This is a genomic window from Streptosporangium sp. NPDC050855 (assembly GCF_044456585.1).
In the GTDB taxonomy this organism is placed as follows: domain Bacteria; phylum Actinomycetota; class Actinomycetes; order Streptosporangiales; family Streptosporangiaceae; genus Streptosporangium; species Streptosporangium longisporum.
The window spans coordinates 661,057-679,129 of the sequence record NZ_JBITFY010000001.1; the positions used below are offsets into that span (position 1 = coordinate 661,057).

22 protein-coding genes are annotated in these 18,073 nt (G+C 70.0%); 19 read left to right on the forward strand and 3 right to left on the reverse strand.

Going from position 1 to position 18,073, the window contains the following annotated elements; genetic code table 11:
- Positions 1-2: 2 nt before the first annotated feature.
- The 17 genes from rplR (at position 3) to truA (ending at position 11,327) form a co-directional block, all read left to right on the forward strand.
- Positions 3-386, forward strand: a complete 384-nt coding sequence (gene rplR / locus ACIBCT_RS03150) for a 50S ribosomal protein L18 (RefSeq protein ID WP_399185739.1) — start codon at positions 3-5, stop codon at positions 384-386.
- Positions 387-447: 61 nt separating this feature from the next.
- Complete coding sequence (gene rpsE / locus ACIBCT_RS03155; protein ID WP_344890012.1) at positions 448-1,080, forward strand: 30S ribosomal protein S5; 633 nt, start codon at positions 448-450, stop codon at positions 1,078-1,080.
- Positions 1,081-1,083: 3 nt separating this feature from the next.
- The gene (rpmD, locus tag ACIBCT_RS03160; RefSeq protein WP_012887849.1) at positions 1,084-1,266 is read left to right on the forward strand and encodes a 50S ribosomal protein L30; all 183 of its coding nucleotides are present in this window, start codon (positions 1,084-1,086) and stop codon (positions 1,264-1,266) included.
- A 2-nt stretch (positions 1,267-1,268) separates the two neighbouring features.
- The gene (gene rplO, locus ACIBCT_RS03165) at positions 1,269-1,724 is read left to right on the forward strand and encodes a 50S ribosomal protein L15 (protein WP_399185740.1); all 456 of its coding nucleotides are present in this window, start codon (positions 1,269-1,271) and stop codon (positions 1,722-1,724) included.
- Between the two features lie 180 nt (positions 1,725-1,904).
- On the forward strand, positions 1,905-3,224 hold the full coding sequence (gene secY, locus ACIBCT_RS03170; RefSeq protein WP_399185741.1) for a preprotein translocase subunit SecY: 1,320 nt from the start codon (positions 1,905-1,907) through the stop codon (positions 3,222-3,224).
- On the forward strand, positions 3,224-3,874 hold the full coding sequence (locus ACIBCT_RS03175; protein ID WP_399185742.1) for an adenylate kinase: 651 nt from the start codon (positions 3,224-3,226) through the stop codon (positions 3,872-3,874). Before secY ends, ACIBCT_RS03175 begins: the two co-directional genes overlap by 1 nt.
- A 126-nt stretch (positions 3,875-4,000) precedes the next feature.
- A complete protein-coding gene (gene map, locus ACIBCT_RS03180; RefSeq protein ID WP_399185743.1) occupies positions 4,001-4,819 on the forward strand; it encodes a type I methionyl aminopeptidase in 819 nt (272 codons plus the stop codon).
- Between the two features lie 32 nt (positions 4,820-4,851).
- Positions 4,852-5,313 carry a DUF1707 domain-containing protein gene (locus ACIBCT_RS03185; RefSeq protein ID WP_399185744.1) on the forward strand — a complete coding sequence of 154 codons (462 nt, stop codon included), beginning with the start codon at positions 4,852-4,854 and terminating at the stop codon, positions 5,311-5,313.
- Between the two features lie 112 nt (positions 5,314-5,425).
- The gene (locus tag ACIBCT_RS03190; RefSeq protein ID WP_399185745.1) at positions 5,426-5,908 is read left to right on the forward strand and encodes a hypothetical protein; all 483 of its coding nucleotides are present in this window, start codon (positions 5,426-5,428) and stop codon (positions 5,906-5,908) included.
- Positions 5,909-6,437: 529 nt separating this feature from the next.
- Positions 6,438-6,659: a translation initiation factor IF-1 gene (gene infA, locus ACIBCT_RS03195; RefSeq protein ID WP_012887858.1), complete on the forward strand. Its 222-nt coding sequence runs from the start codon at positions 6,438-6,440 to the stop codon at positions 6,657-6,659.
- 23 nt (positions 6,660-6,682) lie between these two features.
- Positions 6,683-6,796, forward strand: a complete 114-nt coding sequence (gene rpmJ / locus ACIBCT_RS03200) for a 50S ribosomal protein L36 (protein ID WP_003956441.1) — start codon at positions 6,683-6,685, stop codon at positions 6,794-6,796.
- 210 nt (positions 6,797-7,006) lie between these two features.
- Positions 7,007-7,387: a 30S ribosomal protein S13 gene (rpsM, locus tag ACIBCT_RS03205; RefSeq protein ID WP_344889992.1), complete on the forward strand. Its 381-nt coding sequence runs from the start codon at positions 7,007-7,009 to the stop codon at positions 7,385-7,387.
- Between the two features lie 45 nt (positions 7,388-7,432).
- The gene (gene rpsK / locus ACIBCT_RS03210) at positions 7,433-7,837 is read left to right on the forward strand and encodes a 30S ribosomal protein S11 (RefSeq protein ID WP_012887860.1); all 405 of its coding nucleotides are present in this window, start codon (positions 7,433-7,435) and stop codon (positions 7,835-7,837) included.
- A gap of 20 nt (positions 7,838-7,857) precedes the next feature.
- On the forward strand, positions 7,858-8,484 hold the full coding sequence (rpsD, locus tag ACIBCT_RS03215; protein WP_344889988.1) for a 30S ribosomal protein S4: 627 nt from the start codon (positions 7,858-7,860) through the stop codon (positions 8,482-8,484).
- 99 nt (positions 8,485-8,583) lie between these two features.
- Positions 8,584-9,600, forward strand: coding sequence for a DNA-directed RNA polymerase subunit alpha (locus tag ACIBCT_RS03220; RefSeq protein ID WP_399185746.1), 1,017 nt, complete (start codon positions 8,584-8,586; stop codon positions 9,598-9,600).
- Positions 9,601-9,747: 147 nt separating this feature from the next.
- Positions 9,748-10,323 carry a 50S ribosomal protein L17 gene (gene rplQ, locus ACIBCT_RS03225; protein WP_399185747.1) on the forward strand — a complete coding sequence of 192 codons (576 nt, stop codon included), beginning with the start codon at positions 9,748-9,750 and terminating at the stop codon, positions 10,321-10,323.
- Positions 10,324-10,421: 98 nt separating this feature from the next.
- Positions 10,422-11,327 (forward strand): tRNA pseudouridine(38-40) synthase TruA, encoded by a 906-nt coding sequence (gene truA / locus ACIBCT_RS03230; RefSeq protein WP_399185748.1) that lies wholly within the window; start codon positions 10,422-10,424, stop codon positions 11,325-11,327.
- Positions 11,328-11,450: 123 nt separating this feature from the next.
- Here the strand turns inward: truA and ACIBCT_RS03235 are convergent, their stop codons facing one another.
- The 3 genes from ACIBCT_RS03235 to ACIBCT_RS03245 all read right to left on the reverse strand — a co-directional run bounded on the left by ACIBCT_RS03235 (position 11,451) and on the right by ACIBCT_RS03245 (position 16,655).
- A complete protein-coding gene (locus ACIBCT_RS03235) occupies positions 11,451-13,196 on the reverse strand; it encodes a hypothetical protein (protein WP_399185749.1) in 1,746 nt (581 codons plus the stop codon).
- Positions 13,197-14,607: 1,411 nt separating this feature from the next.
- Entirely contained in the window at positions 14,608-15,354 is a 747-nt protein-coding gene (locus ACIBCT_RS03240; RefSeq protein WP_399185750.1) for a hypothetical protein, read from the reverse strand.
- A 542-nt stretch (positions 15,355-15,896) separates the two neighbouring features.
- A complete protein-coding gene (locus ACIBCT_RS03245; protein ID WP_399185751.1) occupies positions 15,897-16,655 on the reverse strand; it encodes a CAP domain-containing protein in 759 nt (252 codons plus the stop codon).
- A gap of 379 nt (positions 16,656-17,034) precedes the next feature.
- Between ACIBCT_RS03245 and rplM the strand changes: the two genes are divergently transcribed.
- Positions 17,035-17,478: a 50S ribosomal protein L13 gene (rplM, locus tag ACIBCT_RS03250; RefSeq protein WP_399185752.1), complete on the forward strand. Its 444-nt coding sequence runs from the start codon at positions 17,035-17,037 to the stop codon at positions 17,476-17,478.
- A gap of 69 nt (positions 17,479-17,547) precedes the next feature.
- Positions 17,548-18,072, forward strand: coding sequence for a 30S ribosomal protein S9 (gene rpsI / locus ACIBCT_RS03255; protein ID WP_344889966.1), 525 nt, complete (start codon positions 17,548-17,550; stop codon positions 18,070-18,072).
- Position 18,073: the final 1 nt, after the last annotated feature.

Sequence of the window (18,073 nt, forward strand, 5' to 3'; positions counted from 1 at the left end):
GCATGGCTGGCAAGACTGCGTTCGGCAAGCACACGGCCGCCCGCGCCGTCTCGCGGGCCCGCCGCCACGGCCGAGTCCGCAAGAAGGTGGTCGGCACGGCCACGCGTCCGCGTCTGGTCGTCAACCGCTCCACGAGGCACCTCTTCGTGCAGATCGTCGACGACGCCCAGGGCCACACGCTGGTGAGCGCGTCCACCATGGACGCCTCGCTGCGCTCGGCGGACGGCGCCAAGACCGACAAGGCCAAGCAGGTCGGCGAGCTTCTCGCTCAGCGGGCCAAGGCGGCCGGGATCACCGCGGTCGTGTTCGACCGGGGTGGCAACCGCTACGCGGGCCGTATCGCGGCGCTCGCGGAGAGCGCTCGCGAAGGCGGACTGGAGTTCTGATGACTCCTTTCCGAGGACCGCAACCGATGGCCCGTCTTACGAATGAGAAGAGGAACCACTAATGGCTGGAGCTCCGCGTCGCGGTGGCGCCGCCGGTGGCGAGCGGCGTGACGGTCGTCGTGACGACCGCCGCGGTGGCAACGCTGACAAGGGCGTCTCGTACATCGAGCGCGTCGTGAAGATCAACCGAGTGGCCAAGGTCGTGAAGGGTGGTCGTCGCTTCAGCTTCACCGCCCTCGTCATCGTCGGTGACGGCAACGGCATGGTCGGCGTCGGTTACGGCAAGGCCAAGGAGGTGCCCGCGGCGATCGCCAAGGGCGTCGAGGAGGCCAAGAAGAACTTCTTCAGGGTGCCCCGGATCCAGGGCACCATCCCGCACATCGTGCAGGGCGAAGAGGCCGCGGGCGTCGTCTTCCTGCGTCCGGCCTCGCCCGGTACCGGCGTCATCGCCGGTGGCCCGGTGCGCGCCGTGCTGGAGTGCGCCGGCATCCACGACGTGCTGTCCAAGTCGCTCGGCTCGGACAACCCGATCAACATCGTGCACGCCACCGTGGCGGCTCTGAAGGGCCTCAGCAGGCCCGAGGAGATCGCCGCCCGCCGTGGCCTGCCGATCGAGGACGTCGCGCCCAAGGCGATGCTCAAGGCTCGCGCCGAGGGTCTCGCCGAGGCCGCGGCCGCGAAGGCGGTGAGCTGACCGATGGCACGCCTGAAGATCACCCAGGTCCGCTCGAAGATCGGTGGCAAGCAGAACCAGCGTGACTCGCTGCGCTCGCTCGGTCTGAAGCGAATCGGTGACGTCGTCGTCAAGGAGGACCGCCCGGAGATCCGCGGCATGGTCACCGTGGTGACGCACCTCGTCACCGTGGAAGAGGTCGACTAGACATGGCAGAGAACACTCCGCTCCGCATCCACCACCTGCGTCCGGCCCCCGGCGCCAACAAGTCCAAGGTCCGCAAGGGCCGTGGCGAGGCGTCCAAGGGCAAGACCTCGGGTCGTGGCACCAAGGGCACGAGGGCCAGGAACAAGGTTCCCCTGGGCTTCGAAGGCGGACAGGTCCCGCTGCAGCGGCGCCTGCCCAAGATGAAGGGCTTCTCCAACGCCCTCTTCAAGACGACCTACCAGGTCGTCAACCTCGACCGGCTCGGTGAGCTGTTCCCCGACGGTGGCGACGTCACCGTGGAGGCGCTCGTCGCCAAGGGCGCGGTCCGCAAGAACCAGCTCGTCAAGGTTCTGGGAACCGGCGAGCTCTCCGTGGCGTTGAACGTGGAGGCGCACGCGTTCTCCTCGGCCGCCAAGGACAAGATCGCCGCTGCCGGGGGCTCCGTCTCCGAGCTGTAGGTGTCATCATCACGTGGCGCGGGGGCTCAGCAATGGGCTCCCGCGCCCGTAGTGCGTTAGAGTTCGCTGGACGGTGGGCCTCGACTCATTTCCTCGGGCTCATTGACTGGATATGGCAAAGATGGAACACCCCCGCACCATCGCTGACCGACCTCGCCTTTCAGGCGCGCAGGAGGGACCGTGCTGACCGCATTTACCCGAGCGTTCCGTACGCCGGACCTGCGTAAGAAGTTGCTCTTCACCTTGGGCATCATCGCGCTGTTCCGACTTGGATCGGTTCTGCCGACCCCGGGTGTGCATACCGAGAACATCAGCCGTTGTCTCACCCAGGCGCAAGCGGGGGACGCGGGCAACATCTACGGAATGGTGCAGCTGTTCAGCGGCGGCGCGCTTCTGAAACTTTCAGTCTTCGCCCTGGGCATCATGCCCTACATCACCGCGAGCATCATTCTTCAGCTGCTCGTCGTGGTGATTCCGAGGCTGGAGGCCCTCAAGAAGGAGGGCCAGGCCGGGCAGACCAAGATCACGCAGTACACCCGTTACCTGACGGTCGGGCTGGCCGTTCTCCAGTCGACCGCCTTCGTGGCGCTGGCGCGCACCGGGCAGCTGTTCCCGCAGTGCCGCGAGGAGATCCTGCTCGACAAGGACAACGTCTTCGCCATCGTCACGATGGTGCTGACCATGACCGCCGGTACCGCCGTGGTCATGTGGCTGGGTGAGCTGATCACCGACCGCGGCATCGGCAACGGCATGTCGATCCTGATCTTCACGCAGGTCATCGCGGTCTTCCCGTCCGAGCTGATGAACATCGCCCGCCAGAAGGGCGCCTTCGTCTTCGCCGTGGTCATCGTCGTCGGTATCGCGATGATCGCCCTGGTCGTGATGGTGGAGCAGGCACAGCGCCGCATCCCGGTGCAGTACGCCAAGCGCATGGTCGGCCGCCGGATGTACGGGGGGACCTCCACCTACATCCCGCTCAAGGTCAACCAGGCCGGCATCATCCCGGTCATCTTCGCCTCGTCGCTGCTGTACCTGCCGCAGCTGATCACCACGCTCTTCACGAACACCCAGTCGGAGCCCCACCCGATCATCCAGTGGATCTCCCAGGAGTTCGGCGGCGGCGGCACCACCCCGACGTACATGATCACGTTCTTCCTGTTGATCGTCTTCTTCACGTACTTCTACGTGTCGATTACCTTCAACCCCGTTGAGGTCGCCGACAACATGAAGAAGTACGGTGGGTTCATCCCGGGCATCCGCCCGGGGCGCCCGACGGCTGAGTACTTGAACTTCGTGCTCACGCGACTCACCGCTCCCGGCGCGCTGTATCTGGGCCTGATCTCCATGGTGCCGATCGTCGCGCTGGCGCTCGTCGGCGCGAGTCAGAACTTCCCGTTCGGAGGGACGAGCATTCTGATCATGGTTGGTGTCGGCCTTGACACCGTGAAGCAGATCGAGAGCCAGCTGCAGCAGCGCAACTATGAAGGCTTCCTGAAGTAGTGCGCCTCGTCCTGGTCGGGCCCCCCGGAGCGGGTAAGGGGACACAGGCCCAGTTCGTCGCATCGAACCTGTCGATCCCGAAGATTTCGACAGGTGACATCTTCCGCGCCAACGTCTCGGGCGGCACGGAGCTCGGCAAGCTTGCCAAGGAATACATGGACCGCGGCGACCTCGTACCCGACGAGGTCACCATCGCGATGGTCCGCGACCGTCTCGCCGAGAAGGACGCGCAGGACGGTTTCCTGCTCGACGGCTTCCCCAGGAACGTGCCCCAGGCCGAGATCCTGAAGAAGATCCTCGCCGAGTTCGGGGCCGGGCTGGACCTCGTCCTGGAGCTCGTGGTCGACGACGAGGAGGTCGTGCGCAGGCTCGCGGGCCGCCGTACCTGCAGCCAGTGCGGCCGTATCTGGCACGTCGACTTCGACGACAAGAAGGACGACGTCTGCGACGCCTGCAACGGGAGGCTCTACCAGCGCGACGACGACAAGGAGGAGACCGTCAGGCACCGCCTGGAGGTCTACCAGGAGCAGACCGCCCCCCTGGTCTCCTTCTACGCCGGCGAGGGCATCCTGGTCGGCGTGGACGCCACCGGTCCGGTGGAGGAGGTCACCCGGCGTGCGATGGAGGCCCTGAGCCCCTACGCCGGCTGACGAAGCGGTCATATACGCCCTGTACGCCACCCATGGGTTCCCATGGGTGGCGTACTGCCATTTAGGGCAGAATCGGGGGAATTGGCGTCCCGGTCCGTCCGTTGAGTCACCCCAGGGGGTGTGCAGGTGTTCAAGAAGAACAAGCACGGAATCCAGATCAAGACGCCCGAGCAGCTCGACAGGATGCGGGCGGCCGGCCTGGTGGTCGGCCGTACCCTGAACCTGCTGCGCGGATGCGTCCAGCCCGGCATGACGCCCCTGGACCTCGACGCCATCGCCGAGAAGGCCATCCGCGACGAGGGGGCGATCCCCTCGTTCAAGGGCTACCAGGGTTTCCCCGCCACGATCTGCGCCTCGGTCAACCACGAGGTCGTGCACGGCATCCCGAGTGATCGCCGCAAGCTGCGCGAGGGCGACATCATCTCGATCGACTGCGGCGCCATCCTGGACGGCTGGCACGGCGACTCGGCCGTGACCGTGCCGGTCGGCGAGGTGGCCCCCGAGCTGACCGAGCTCATGCGGGTCACCGAGGAGGCCATGTGGCGGGGCATCGCCGCGCTCACCGTGGGCCGTCACCTCTCCGACATCGGCCACGAGGTGGAGCGGTACGTCCGCTCCCAGGGGCGCTACGGCATCCCGCAGGAGTACGGCGGGCACGGCATCGGCACCGAGATGCACATGGACCCGTGGGTGGCCAACCACGGCAGGCCCGGTCGCGGGCCGAAGTTCGAGGAGGGCATGTGCTTCGCGGTCGAGCCCATGGTCAACCTGGGGACGGACCGGACCAAGGTGCTGGCCGACGACTGGACCGTGGTCACGGTCGACGGGAAGATGTCCGCGCACTTCGAGCACAGCGTCGCCGTGACACATAATGGTCCTTGGGTACTGACCGCGCTTGACGGGGGTAAAGAGCGGCTTGCCGACCTGTTGGGAGACGCGGGCTAGTTCGGGCCCGGTGCTGAGTGGATGTGGTTGACATGCCGTCCGGTCCTGAGATGCGGGCCTCCGACGGGGACCGCGACAAGGTCGCCTCGGTCCTGCGGGAGCACTACGCCCAGGGGCGCCTGACCACCGAGGAGTTCGACGAGCGCCTGGAGCAGCTCTACACCAGCAAGACCTACGGGGAGCTGGCCACGCTGACCTACGACCTTCCCGACGTCGATCTGCGCAGCCTCCCCGAGACCCCTTCCAAGGCCCCGCAGCGTGCCACCGGGGCCACGGGCGCGGCGGCGCCGGACAAGGGCCTGGGGGCCGCCTGGGCCGTCTGGGCGACGGCCAGCGGCATCAACTGGATGATCTGGCTGATCGTCGGCGTGACCTCCGGGCTCGACTTCCCTTACCCCTGGCCGCTGTGGGTGATGGGTCCCTGGGGCGTGGTGTTGCTGGTGTCCACCCTCGCCTCCGGTGCGGGACAGTCGAAAAAGCCGGAAAAGCCGTAATAGTGCACTCTGCGGCTTGAGTGTGCATTCCTCCGCAGAAGAGAGCGGCGAATCTTCCTAACGTGAGCGGTGTCCGAACGGCAGGACCCCCGCTCCACAGGAGGAAGAGACCATGAGCATGATCCGTACCGCTCTCGTCGGTGCCACGCTGGCCGGTTCGCTGGCCGCGGGTGTGGCCGCCGCCCCGGCCTCGACGGCCTCCACGGCCCCGGCCTCGACGGCCTCGGCCGCCGTGGTCCAGGAGGCCCAGGCGTCGGGCAAGCACTTCTTCGGCCCCTACCACTCCGGCTTCGGCCGGGGCGAGAGCTTCGGCAAGCGCTCCTACTTCAAGGGGTATTGGACCAAGGACGGCGGCCGCTACTGGTTCTACGGCGACCTGTTCGACCGTGACCGCGACCGCGACCGCAGCTACGTGTGGTTCAAGTGGCACGACCGCTTCGGCTCGCACACCAAGGTCTTCAAGACCTCCGGCCGCTCGCACTTCCACAGGTTCGGCGGCTTCAAGAAGAGCAACGGCTTCGACGACTTCAAGATCCGGGTCTGCGAGGGCGACGACAAGTTCGACGACTGCGGCCGCTGGGGCGACGCCTTCTGAGAAGGTGACCCGCCCACGACGGGCCCCCGCCACGGCGCGGGGGACCTTTCGTCCAGGAGACGATCGCGAGGAGCCCCCCGGTGACAGGCCACCGGGGGGCTCCTCGCGTGGGAGGGGAGGCTCCGGGGCGGGACGTGCGCGCCGGAAGGCATGGGAGGCGCGTGGGGCGTGGGGGACGTGGGGGCGCCGGGGCCGGTGTCGCGGCGCCGGAGGGCTCCCCGCATCCGCGCAGGAGGGTCCGGGTGCTGGTCTGACCAGGCCGGACGTGCCACAATGAGGGCGCGGGTACACGCGCGCCGAGCCGCGCCGTCCGTCCCTTGCGGGATCTGCGGTATCCTATGTAGCGGTTGTGTCAAGGCACCGGCCGTGTGTTTCGCCTTTCCTCGCCCGGTGCCGTACACTCCTTTTTCGGTTCACTATGACCATTGCGCATCGGCGGTTTCGCAACCGTCGCTCTCATCGAAGCGCTGGGTCGCGGCTGCGTAGTGTTCCGAAGCCTCAGACGACCGATCAGTGAAACGCGAGGGACATGGCCAAGAAAGACGGCGCCATCGAGATCGAGGGCACTGTGGTTGAGTCGCTCCCGAACGCGATGTTCAGGGTGCAACTCGACAACGGCCATAAGGTCCTGGCCCACATCAGCGGGAGGATGCGGATGCACTACATCCGGATCCTTCCTGACGACAGGGTTGTCGTCGAACTGAGCCCCTACGACCTCAGTCGTGGGCGGATCGTCTACCGATACAAGTAAGCGTCTGAGGGACGAATAGGACTATGAAGGTCAAGCCGAGCGTCAAGAAGATCTGCGACAAGTGCAAGGTGATTCGCCGGCACGGTCGCGTCATGGTGATCTGCGACAACCTGCGCCACAAGCAGCGCCAGGGCTGATTCGCTCCACCAGGCCCCGCAAGAGTCCGCTCCACGTGGCGGACTCGACCCATGTCGGGCCGACACCGTAAATGCGTCTCACACCTGCGCCGGCGGCTTCGGTCGTACCCCGCAGGAGACCCCCGGTCGGAGGCCGGGGCCCTCACCCCGGGCATGGGGAGGGGAAGTGAGGCGTAAGACCTCCGTCACAACGAAGGAGAATGCCCCACCATGGCTCGCCTTGCTGGTGTGGACCTCCCCCGCGACAAGCGGCTGGAGATCGCTCTCACCTACATCTTCGGAATCGGCCGCACCCGTGCGCTCGAGACCCTCAAGGCCACCGGCGTGAACGGCGACCTCCGTGTCCACCAGCTCACGGACGAGGAACTCGTCCCGCTGCGTGACTACATCGAGGCGAACTACAAGATCGAGGGTGACCTCCGTCGCGAAGTTCAGGCCGACATCCGCCGCAAGATCGAGATTCAGTGCTACCAGGGCATCCGGCACCGCCGTGGCCTTCCCGTGCACGGTCAGCGCACGCAGACCAACGCGCGTACCCGCAAGGGCAAGAAGAAGACCGTGGCCGGCAAGAAGAAGCCCGGTAAGAAGTAGTCCGCGTAGCCGCAGGACCGACCACCTCAGGAGTGAAGGCACAGAATGCCTCCTAAGAGCCGCCAGGGTGCACCCAAGAAGGTGCGCCGCAAGGAAAAGAAGAACGTCGCTCACGGGCACGCCCACATCAAGAGCACGTTCAACAACACGATCGTCTCGATCACCGACCCGAGTGGGAACGTGATCTCCTGGGCCAGCGCCGGCCACGTCGGGTTCAAGGGCTCCCGTAAGTCCACCCCGTTCGCCGCGCAGATGGCCGCGGAGAACGCCGCCCGCCGCGCGATGGAGCACGGCATGCGCAAGGTCGACGTCTTCGTCAAGGGTCCCGGCTCCGGCCGTGAGACCGCGATCCGCTCGCTTCAGGCGACCGGGCTCGAGGTCGGATCCATCCAGGACGTCACCCCGGTGCCGCACAACGGTTGCCGTCCGCCCAAGCGCCGTCGCGTCTGACGCCCAGGAGAAGATAGAAAATGGCTCGTTACACGGGTGCGGACTGCAAGCTCTGCCGGAGGGAGAAGACCAAGCTCTTCCTCAAGGGTAAGAAGTGCGAGTCCGCCAAGTGCCCCATCGAGATCCGTCCTTACCCGCCGGGTGAGCACGGCCGCGCTCGTCCCAAGGAGTCGGAGTACCAGCTCCAGCTCCGGGAGAAGCAGAAGACCCGCCGCATCTACGGCGTCCTCGAGAAGCAGTTCCACAACTACTACGAGGAAGCCAACCGCAAGACCGGCAAGACCGGCGAGAACCTCCTCCAGATCCTGGAGAGCCGTCTCGACAACGTGGTCTACCGCGCCGGTTTCGCCGAGTCGCGCGACGCCGCCCGCCAGCAGGTCCGTCACGGGCACATCCTGGTGAACGGCAAGAAGGTCGACATCCCGTCGTACCGGGTGCGCGAGCACGACATCGTCGAGGTCCGCGAGAAGTCGCGCAACCTCCTGCCCTACGAGGTGGCCCGCGCCACCGCCGGTGACAAGACGTACCCGGCGTGGCTGGGTGTCATCCCGGACGCGCTCCGCGTCCTGGTCCACCAGCTCCCGGTCCGTCAGCAGATCGACACCCAGGTCCAGGAGCAGTTGATCGTCGAGCTCTACTCCAAGTAGCGGCTCCGTCGGTGCCGTGCGGCCCTGTGCCGCACGGCACCTATGCTGTTGTTCGAGCGGCGTCAAATAGCGGGCGCCGCCACGCAAGGGAGATCCCACATGCTGATCGCTCAGCGCCCCTCCCTCCTCGAGGAGTCCATCGAGGAGACCCGGTCCAAGTTCATGATCGAGCCGCTGGAGCCGGGTTTCGGCTACACCATCGGCAACTCGCTGCGGCGCACGCTGCTGTCGTCCATCCCGGGCGCGGCCGTGACCAGCATCCGCATCGAGGGCGTGCTGCACGAGTTCACCACCGTGCCGGGCGTCAAGGAGGATGTCACCGACATCATCCTGAACCTCAAGGACCTGGTCGTCTCCTCCGAGCACGACGAGCCCGTGGTGATGTACCTGCGCAAGCAGGGCCCCGGTGACGTCACCGCCGCCGACATCGCGCCCCCGGCCGGTGTCGAGGTGCACAACCCCGAGCTGCGCATCGCCACCCTGAACGGCAAGGCGAAGCTGGAGATGGAGCTGACCGTCGAGCGCGGTCGCGGCTACGTCTCCGCCGCCCAGAACAAGCAGCCCGGCCAGGAGATCGGCCGCATCCCGATCGACTCCATCTACTCGCCGGTCCTCAAGGTCACCTACAAGGTCGAGGCGACCCGTGTCGAGCAGCGCACCGACTTCGACCGCCTGATCCTGGACGTCGAGACCAAGCCGTGCATGAAGCCCCGCGACGCGGTGGCCTCCGCCGGCAAGACCCTGGTCGAGCTGTTCGGCCTGGCCCGCGAGCTGAACGTCGAGGCCGAGGGCATCGACATCGGCCCGTCGCCGACGGACGCGGCCCTGGCCGCCGACCTGGCGCTGCCGATCGAGGAGCTGAACCTCACGGTCCGCTCCTACAACTGCCTCAAGCGCGAGGGCATCCACACCGTGGGTGAGCTCGTGGCCCGCAGCGAGCAGGACCTTCTCGATATAAGGAACTTCGGCGCCAAGTCCATCGAAGAGGTCAAGCAGAAGCTGCACGAGATGACGCTCGCCCTCAAGGACTCCCCGCCCGGGTTCGACCCGAGCGCGGTGGCCGGCGGCGGTTACGACGACGACGACAGCGCCTACGTCGAGACCGAGCAGTACTAGAGCCTCACGCCCCGCCGGACCGGTGCCCGCACGGGTCCGGCGGATGCGCGGGTTACGCGCGTTTCACGATGACGGGGGCCCTCCGGCCCCCGGCCCGACCCCGGTACCTCGTACGGCCGGGGCGGTTTCACTCCCAAGGAGAACGTTATGCCCAGGCCCACCAAGGGTGCCCGTCTCGGCGGCAGCCCGGCCCACGAGCGGCTGATCCTGGCGAACCTCGCCACCCAGCTGTTCCAGCACGGCCGGATCAAGACCACCGTGGCCAAGGCGAGGCGTCTGCGCCCGCTGGCGGAGAAGCTGATCACCAAGGCCAAGCGGGGCGACATGCACAACCGTCGCCAGGTCCTGACCGTCGTCAAGGACAAGGGCGTGGTTCACCACCTCTTCACCGAGATCGCCCCGACCTTCGCCGAGCGTCCCGGTGGCTACACCCGGATCACCAAGATCGGTCTCCGTAAGGGCGACGCCGCCCCCATGGCAGTGATCGAGCTGGTGTCCGAGCCGCTGAACCAGGTCCGGGTCGGCCAGACCCAGCCCGCCGCCAGGCCGGCCGCGGCACCGAAGCCCGCGGCGGAGGAGGCCCCCAAGGCCGAGACCGAGGAGACCAAGGCCGAGCAGGCCGAGGCGACCGAGGCCGGGACCGCCCAGGAGCCGAAGGCCTCCGAGGAGGGCGCGGAGACGAACGAGACTCCCGCCACCGAGGCCAAGAAGGACGACGCCTGATCCCTCAGGTCCGGTGAACGGGCCCGGCACCCTCCCAGCGGGGGTGCCGGGCCCGTTCTCGTTCCCGAGGGGTCCGGCCAGGCGCAGGAAGGAACATCGTGGTACGGCTTCGGCTGGATCTCGGCTATGACGGCACCGACTTCTCCGGCTGGGCCAAGCAGCCGGGGCGGCGCACGGTCCAGGGGGAGATCGAGGAGGCGCTCGGCAGGATCCTCCGCCTCCCCGAGCCCCCCGCGCTGACCGTGGCCGGACGGACCGACGCCGGCGTGCACGCCCGGGGCCAGGTGGCCCACGTCGACCTGGACGCCGCCACGCTCGGCACACTGGACGGCCGCTCCCGCCGGAAGGGCCCGGAGCGGGACGGCCCGGCGGACGGCGCCCCCGAGGAGCCCGGCGCCGAGGCCGAACTCGATGAGCGGCTCTCTGCGCTCCGCAGGAGGCTGGCCGGGGTCCTGCCCCCGGACGTACGGGTGCATCGCGTCACCGTGGCTCCTGAGGGCTTCGACGCCCGCTTCTCTGCCCTGTCGCGGCGGTACGCCTACCGGGTCTCCGACGCCCCGGGCGGGCCCGACCCTCTCCGCCGCCGTGAGGTCCTCTGGTACGCACGCCCTCTGGACGTGCCGAGGCTGAACGCGGCCGCCGCCGCGCTCCTCGGCGAGCACGACTTCGCGGCCTTCTGCAGGAAACGCGAGGGCGCGACCACGATCCGCGAGCTGCAGCGGCTGGACTGGGCCCGGCAGGACGGTCTCGTCGTCGCGACCGTGGTGGCCGACGCCTTCTGCCACTCCATGGTCCGCGCGCTCGTGGGGTCCCTGCTGCCGGTGGGCGAGGGGCGGCTCGGGGTCGACTGGCCGGCCGGGGTGCTGGCCAGGGCCGTACGGGACTCCGGGGTGCACGTCGCGCCCGCGCTCGGGCTCTGCCTGGAGGAGGTGCGCTACCCCGACGCCCCCGAGCTCGCCCGGCGGGCCGCGGAGACCCGCCGGGTGCGGACGCTCGGTCCCTGACGCCCGGCCCGTGACGTCCGGGCCCATGGCATACGGGCCTGTGACGTCCGGGCCATGACGTCCGGGCCACCCGCCTGTGAGGCCCGAGCCCGTGACGTCCGGGACGCCCTGGGCCGGGGACGCTCAGCTCGTGACGCGCCGCTCGACGACCTTCGCGGTCTGGTCGCGGAACGCCCCGCTGACCTTGGCGAGGGTCTTCTCCTTGGCGGTCGGGGTGTGGCCGTCGCTGAAGGTGGCGTAGCTGAACACGATGTAGCGACCCCACACCATCCCGGCCGCGTAGCCGCCGGCGATGTGCACCCGCTCGGCCCCGCTGCCGGCCGCGGCGGGCAGGCCGCGGAACCACAGGTTGTCGTCCAGCTTCTTGGCCCGGTCGGCCGCGATCGCGGACTCGCGGGTGGGCAGCACGGCGATCCCGGTGGTCACGGCGTACCTGCGCTTGCCGTCCACGTACGTCGCCCGCAGCACCCGGCGGCAGTCCTGGTCGCGCAGGGTGTCGGCGAACCTGCCGGCCGCGGCCTTGTGGCACCGCTCGGTGACGTCGGTCTTGACCCGGGTGAACGTGGTCCCGGCCAGGGTCACCTTCTTGACGAAGGCGTCGGACACCTTCACCGTGCCCGGATCGGTCTTCTCGGAGTTGAGCACCGTGGTGTTGACCGGCTCCGGCTCGGAGGTGATGTTCAGTTCGTCACCGGTGTCCACCTCTCCCGGGGTGGGGATCGGGTTCGCCGCGGTCGCGGACTGGTCGGCGCTGAAGGAGCGGTAGGCGAAGAAGGCACCGATGCCGATGCCGATCACCACGACCGAGACCACGGCCGCCAGCAACAGCGTGCTCGCCCGGCTGCGGGACGGCGCCGGGGGGGCGGGCGGCGGTTCGGGGGTGAACTCCGACAGCGGCGTGAACGGGCCACGCGCCGTCGCCGGATCGCTCGATGCGGTACCCGCCTGCGGACCGCCCGCCTGCGCGGGGACCGCAGGCAGGGCCGGGAAGATCGGGATGCCGCCCGGCGGGGTCGCCTCGTCCACCGGAGGCGGGGGTGGGACGGGCAGGGAGGAACGGGCCGTCCGGGGACGCGTGACCTGCTCGGTGTCGTGCTCGTCGGACTCCTCGAGGGGCGGCACGGGCGACTGCGCGCTCGGCTCCCTCACCGGCGGCGTCACCGGCGGGGTCACCGGCGGCACCACGGGTGCGGAGGACGCGCCGGGTGACCCGACGTGCGACCTGATGGGCGACCCGACGGGCGCGGAGGGTGCGAGAGGTGCGGACGCGAGGGGGCCGGGAGGCAGGGGCGGGGCGGCCGGTGGCTCCTGCCGCGGGGCCGGACCGTGCAGGGCCGACGCGCCCTGGTCGGCGGGGGCGGCGTGACCGGGGACCCACGCTCCCGTCCGTCCGGGTTCCTCGAAGGTGCCGGGCGCCTGCCGTCCCGCCCCCTCGGGAGCGGGGGGCGCCGGAGACTCCACCGCGTCGGGCGTGCCGGGCGCTCGCGCTCCCGCCCGCCCGAACTCGGCGGGTGCCGCGGGTGCCGCGGGTACCGCGGGTACCGCGGGTGCCGGGGATCCCGTCCTGCCGGACGCGCCGGGTACGGCGCCCCGGACATCGGCGGTGGTCTCGCCGGTCTCGCCGGCCGAGACGGCGTCCGGTGGCCAGACGGCGACGTCCCCGGGCTCCCCGGGACGGCCGGGCGACTCCTCGGGATCGGACCAGACCGGCTCGCCGGTGGCGGCGGGCCAGGGAGAGGACTCCTGTCCGGCGGCGGGCCAGACCTGCATGCCCGCGGCGGCTGCGGTGAAGGCCGGGGGCGGCTGCCACGGCGGGGCCCCGGGGACGACGGGCCCCTCGGGGAGCGTCCGATCGCCCGGCGGGCTCACCGGACCGGGCGACGAGCTCAGGACGTCGGACGAGGGCGAACCGGCGGGACCGGGCGACGCCGGGGAACCCTGCGGTGACGAGCCCAGGGGGTCGTGCGGGAAGCCCTCGGGCCGTACGGGCCAGGCGGGGCGGCCGGGCTCGGGGGGCGTGGGGGAGTTGATCCACGCAGGGGGAGCCGGCTCGGGCCGGGAGAAGTCGTTCCAGGGGGGACCCGCGGGACCCGCGGGGTCACGACCGTGAACCGGGTGACCGGGATCGGAGGGGTCGAGAAGGTCGGCAGGCCCGGACCCCGGCAGACCGGAGCCGGGCAGACCGGGGCCGGGCAGACCGGGGCCCGGGGCACCGGGGCTCGGGGCATCGAAGGTCGCGGGGCGGGGAGCCATGAGGCCGGGAGCCGGAGCGCCGAGCGGGCCCAGGGGACCCGACCCCGAGGGGCCGTGGGCCTGGAGGCCGGGTGCCGGAGCGTTCAGGGGATCCGAGAGGCCGGACCCCGAAGGGCCGGAGCCTGAAGGGCCGGAGCCCGAGGCGCCGGGATCCGAAGGGCCGGGGCCCTGAGGACCCTGAGGACCTTGAAGACCCTGAGGACCGAGCGGGCCGGAGGGCCCGGAGCCGGGCAGGCCGGAGCCGGACGCGCCGGAGCCGGGGACGGCGGGGTCCGAGAGGCCGAAGGTGCCCGGGACGCCGGAGCCCGAGGGCCCGAGAGGACCGAGCGGGCCCAGCGGCCCGGAACCCGACGGTCCCGAGCCCGACGGTCCCGAGCCCGACGGACCCGAACCGGACGGACCCGAACCGGACGGACCCGACGGGCCGGCACCCGGGGAGCCGGGAGTCGCGGGAGCGGGGCCCGGGGGGCCGAGGGGACCCGAGGGGCCGAAGCCCGAAGGACCGCCCGGAACCGAGGGGCCGCCCGGGACCGGAGAACCTTGGGACGAAGATCCCGGAGCAGGGAGACCGGGAGCCGGGGAGCCCGGCCCGGTGGCCTCTCGGGGCAGGCCGGTCCAGGCGGGCCCGGCGTGCGGGTCGGCCGGAGGCGCGGGAGGCTGTGACGGCGGGTCGGACCAGCCCGGAGGCGGGTCCTCCTCCGGCTGGGCGTACCAGTCGTAGGGGACCCCGTCGTCCACGGGAACCGTCCATGGCGAAGCCGCTCCCGGGGCCGGCTCCGGCCACGCGGAGGGGCTGGGAGACTGCTCTTCACCTGCGACTTCGGCCCGCAGCACGTGTGGCGAGGGTCGGCCGAAACTCGGCGGTGGCGTCGCCGGTGCCGCCGAACCCTCGGTGTCACGGTGCTGATCGGACCCGGATTCCTGGCCACGCATACGCCGAAGCCTAGCGACAGCCGGAGATCGCCATGCGGGTATGGCCGTATCGTCTGCCGGATTCATGCCCGAAAACGGTGGTATGGCTCCTTGGTCAGGGCCGCTTGCCGGTCAGGGAACGCGAGTCCAGCGCGGGGGTGACGGTCGCGTCCACCACGGCGTACGCCGTCCGGCTCAGCTTCTTGGCCTCGGTCTTCTTGGGCAGGTGGCCGTCCTTGTACTGGAACCAGACCAGGATCGCGTAGTGGCCGTGGGTCCAGTAGCCGACCGACGCCTGTCCCGCGCCGAGAAGCTTGGTGACCTTGTCCTTGCCGGGCAGCGCCTTGAGGTACTCCTCCTGCTTCTTGTCCGACTTGACGGCGATCACCTTGGTCGCCCCGGCCGAGGTCTTGAGGTTGGCTACCCCCACGGTGCCGATGATCTTCCCGGAGGAGTCCCGGAAGCTGGCGCGCAGCAGCTGGGTGCACTTGGCGGCGGTGAGCGCCTTCTTCAGCTTGGTCCCCACCACTGCCTCCTCGCACTTCTTGTCGAGCCTGCGGGTGGTCATCAGATAGGTCTGGTCGCCGGCCCGTACCTTCTCGCGCCCGAACAGCTCCTTCAGGGTCAGGGGATGCGGGTCCTTGGCGCGGGAGGAGGCGAAGCCGAACTCGCCGCTGGGGATCTCGACGGTCGGCGCGGCGGGGTTCTCCGCCGCCGGGCTCGCCGAGCCGGGGCCCGGCGCGGGGTCGGACCGGGCCAGCATGGCCAGGCCGACGCCCCCGGCGACCAGGAGGGCGAACGCCCCGGCCGCGATGAAGATCGGGCGGTACGAACGGGGGCCCTCGTCGTAAGGGCTCCACATCCGCTGGGGCGGCCGTTCCTTCGGGGTCTTCTGCGAGCGGGGGGATCCGGCGGGCGGCGCGGAGCCCCGCGAACCTCGCGAGCCCCGCCCGCTCCGCCTGCCCTCGACCGTCTCGGCGGCGCGAGGGTCCTCGGGCGCCCCGGGCGGCCCGAAGGCTCCGGGGGCGTCGGTGGCCCCGAAGGGTCCGCGGGCATCGGTGGTCCCGGGATCGCCGAAGGAGCCGGGGGCACCGAAAGGCCCCGGAGCGCCGAAGGCTCCGGGGGCGCCGGGACGGCCGGAGTCGCCGGGAGCACCGGAAGGGCCTCGGGCGCCGGGAGCCCGGGAAGGACCTGGGGCGCCGGGAGGCCCGGAAGGGCCCGGGGCACCGGGAGGCCCGGAGGGGCGGTCGCGTGCCGAGGGGTCGAACCAGTGCCGGTCCTGCGCGGGCGGCGGTGCGTCGGGCCGGTCGGGCGGTGCGTCGGGCCGGTTGTAAGGCCGGCGGCGCGGCGGCTCCACGGGAAAACCCATGCGCCGAGGGTAGCCCGGTATCGGGGCCACGGGCCTCAGGAGTATCCGAAGTCCTGGGTCCACCAGGGCCCGTCGACCCCCTGGACGGCTCCGACGCCGGTGGCCCTGAGCTCGCAGTTGAGGATGTTGCGGCGGTGCCCGGAGGTCTTCATCCAGTTGGCCACCGCCTCGTCCGGTGAGGTGTAGCCGCGGCCGATGTTCTCGGCGCCGCCGTCCCGGTAGCCGGCCGCCTCCATCCGCTCCCAGGGCGAGGTGCCGTCGGGGGAGGTGTGGGAGAGGGCTCCGCGGGCCGCCATCTCGGCCGAGTGCCTCCCGGCCGACCTGGCCAGCCTCCTGTCCATCCGGAGTGGCCCGCACCCGGCCCGCCTGCGCTCGACGTTGATCAGGCGGACGACCTCCCGCTCCATCGCCGCGAGGGCGGAGCTGGCGGCGTCGTCGCCGTTGAGCAGGTAGCGGGAGGGGCCGCCCGGGCCGGTGCGGTCGCCGGTGGACGGGGTGGCGGCCCCGGAGGGACGCGGGCGCCGGTTCTGGGAGGCGGTGGGGCGGACGGCCCGGGCCAGCGGGGCGCGCTGCTCGTCCGGCTGCTCGTCCGCCCGGCCCGCCGCCGCTCCGTCGGTCGGCGTGGCCCTGGCGGGGCCTGCGTTGTCCAGGTAGATCTGGTCGACGGCCGTGCCCTCGCGGCTGTTGCGGCCGATGAAGAAGCCGGCCAGCAGGACGGCGGCCAGGCACGCGAACATCCCCATGCGACGCAACCGCGCTCGCTGGGTACGCCGGGCGTGAGGAAGCTGCCACATACCGCTATCAAAGATAGGGATGTTCGGGGTGATGAAGAAGGGAATATTGAGAACGAATCAAAACCGTTCCGTGAGAAGGGCCCGGCCGGGGCCCGGCGGATCGCGGCGCGGCGGCCCCGGGCACCGGCCGGGCCCGGGTAGACTGCCCGGGTACCGGTGTGGAGCCCGTCGTTTTGACCAGCGCTCATCCGCACCGGTATTCTGCTAGTTCGTTGTGTGCGAATTGGTCTCCTCTGCAGACCGATACGCGGCGCGTCCGGCGTCATCTCCTCTTTTCCTTGGAGACGGAAGGTCCGGGCTGTCGTGTGCCCGCACCTACCGACCATGTTGCTGTCACCTCCGACAGCGCCGACGACGCGACCAAAGAAGGCATACGACCGTGCGCACGTACACACCCAAGCCTGCCGAAGTCGAGCGTCAGTGGCACATCATCGACGCCACCGACATCGTGCTCGGCCGGCTGGCCAGCCACGTCGCGATCCTGCTTCGCGGTAAGCACAAGCCGACCTTCGCCAACCATGTCGACACCGGTGACTTCGTCATCGTCATCAACGCCGACAAGATCGCGCTGACCGGCAACAAGCTTGAGCAGAAGAAGGCGTACCGCCACTCGGGCTACCCGGGCGGGCTGCGCTCCATGACCTACGGCGAGCTGATGGACAAGCGTCCCGACCGCGCCGTCGAGAAGGCCGTGAAGGGCATGCTGCCGAAGAACGCCCTGGGCCGGAAGATGATCAAAAAGCTCAAGGTCTACGCCGGTTCCGAGCACCCGCACCAGGCGCAGCAGCCGGTGCCCTTCGAGCTCACCCAGATCGCCCAGTAGTCGCTAGCCGCTTGTCGCCAGCAGCGTCGGCCGAGGGCCGGCGCCGAGTAGGAAAGTTAGAGGAGAACCGTGGCTGAGCCCACCGGTGTCGAGACGCCCGTCGAGGGCGATCAGGAAGCGTACTCCGCGGAGGAGTTCCCCTCCGAGTACACCTCCGAGTCCACTGCCGGCGGCACTGACGCCGCCGTCCGCAAGCCCATCACCACCGGTAACTCCTACGGCACGGGCCGCCGCAAGGAATCCGTCGCCCGGGTGCGCATCGTGCCGGGCACCGGCAAGTGGACGATCAACGGCCGCACGCTGGAGAACTACTTCCCGAACAAGGTGCACCAGCAGATCGTCAACGAGCCCTTCGTGGTGCTCGGTGCCGAGGAGCAGTTCGACGTCATCGCCCGCATCAACGGCGGCGGCGTCACCGGCCAGGCCGGTGCCCTGCGCATGGGCCTGTCCCGCGCGCTGACCGCGCTGGACGTCGAGGTCAACCGGGCGCCGCTGAAGAAGGCCGGCTTCCTGACCCGTGACGCCCGCGCCACCGAGCGCAAGAAGTACGGTCTCAAGAAGGCCCGTAAGGCCCCCCAGTACAGCAAGCGTTAAG

Bases quoted from the DNA above. Each gene is read 5' to 3' on its own strand.
- rplR (WP_399185739.1), top strand. From the start codon at position 3: ATGGCTGGCAAGACTGCGTTCGGCAAGCACACGGCCGCCCGCGCCGTC.
- rpsE (WP_344890012.1), top strand. From the start codon at position 448: ATGGCTGGAGCTCCGCGTCGCGGTGGCGCCGCCGGTGGCGAGCGGCGT.
- rpmD (WP_012887849.1), top strand. From the start codon at position 1,084: ATGGCACGCCTGAAGATCACCCAGGTCCGCTCGAAGATCGGTGGCAAG.
- rplO (WP_399185740.1), top strand. From the start codon at position 1,269: ATGGCAGAGAACACTCCGCTCCGCATCCACCACCTGCGTCCGGCCCCC.
- ACIBCT_RS03185 (WP_399185744.1), top strand. From the start codon at position 4,852: ATGCCGTCCGGTCCTGAGATGCGGGCCTCCGACGGGGACCGCGACAAG.
- ACIBCT_RS03190 (WP_399185745.1), top strand. From the start codon at position 5,426: ATGAGCATGATCCGTACCGCTCTCGTCGGTGCCACGCTGGCCGGTTCG.
- infA (WP_012887858.1), top strand. From the start codon at position 6,438: ATGGCCAAGAAAGACGGCGCCATCGAGATCGAGGGCACTGTGGTTGAG.
- rpmJ (WP_003956441.1), top strand. From the start codon at position 6,683: ATGAAGGTCAAGCCGAGCGTCAAGAAGATCTGCGACAAGTGCAAGGTG.
- rpsM (WP_344889992.1), top strand. From the start codon at position 7,007: ATGGCTCGCCTTGCTGGTGTGGACCTCCCCCGCGACAAGCGGCTGGAG.
- rpsK (WP_012887860.1), top strand. From the start codon at position 7,433: ATGCCTCCTAAGAGCCGCCAGGGTGCACCCAAGAAGGTGCGCCGCAAG.
- rpsD (WP_344889988.1), top strand. From the start codon at position 7,858: ATGGCTCGTTACACGGGTGCGGACTGCAAGCTCTGCCGGAGGGAGAAG.
- ACIBCT_RS03220 (WP_399185746.1), top strand. From the start codon at position 8,584: ATGCTGATCGCTCAGCGCCCCTCCCTCCTCGAGGAGTCCATCGAGGAG.
- rplQ (WP_399185747.1), top strand. From the start codon at position 9,748: ATGCCCAGGCCCACCAAGGGTGCCCGTCTCGGCGGCAGCCCGGCCCAC.
- ACIBCT_RS03240 (WP_399185750.1), bottom strand. From the start codon at position 15,354: ATGTGGAGCCCTTACGACGAGGGCCCCCGTTCGTACCGCCCGATCTTC.
- ACIBCT_RS03245 (WP_399185751.1), bottom strand. From the start codon at position 16,655: ATGTGGCAGCTTCCTCACGCCCGGCGTACCCAGCGAGCGCGGTTGCGT.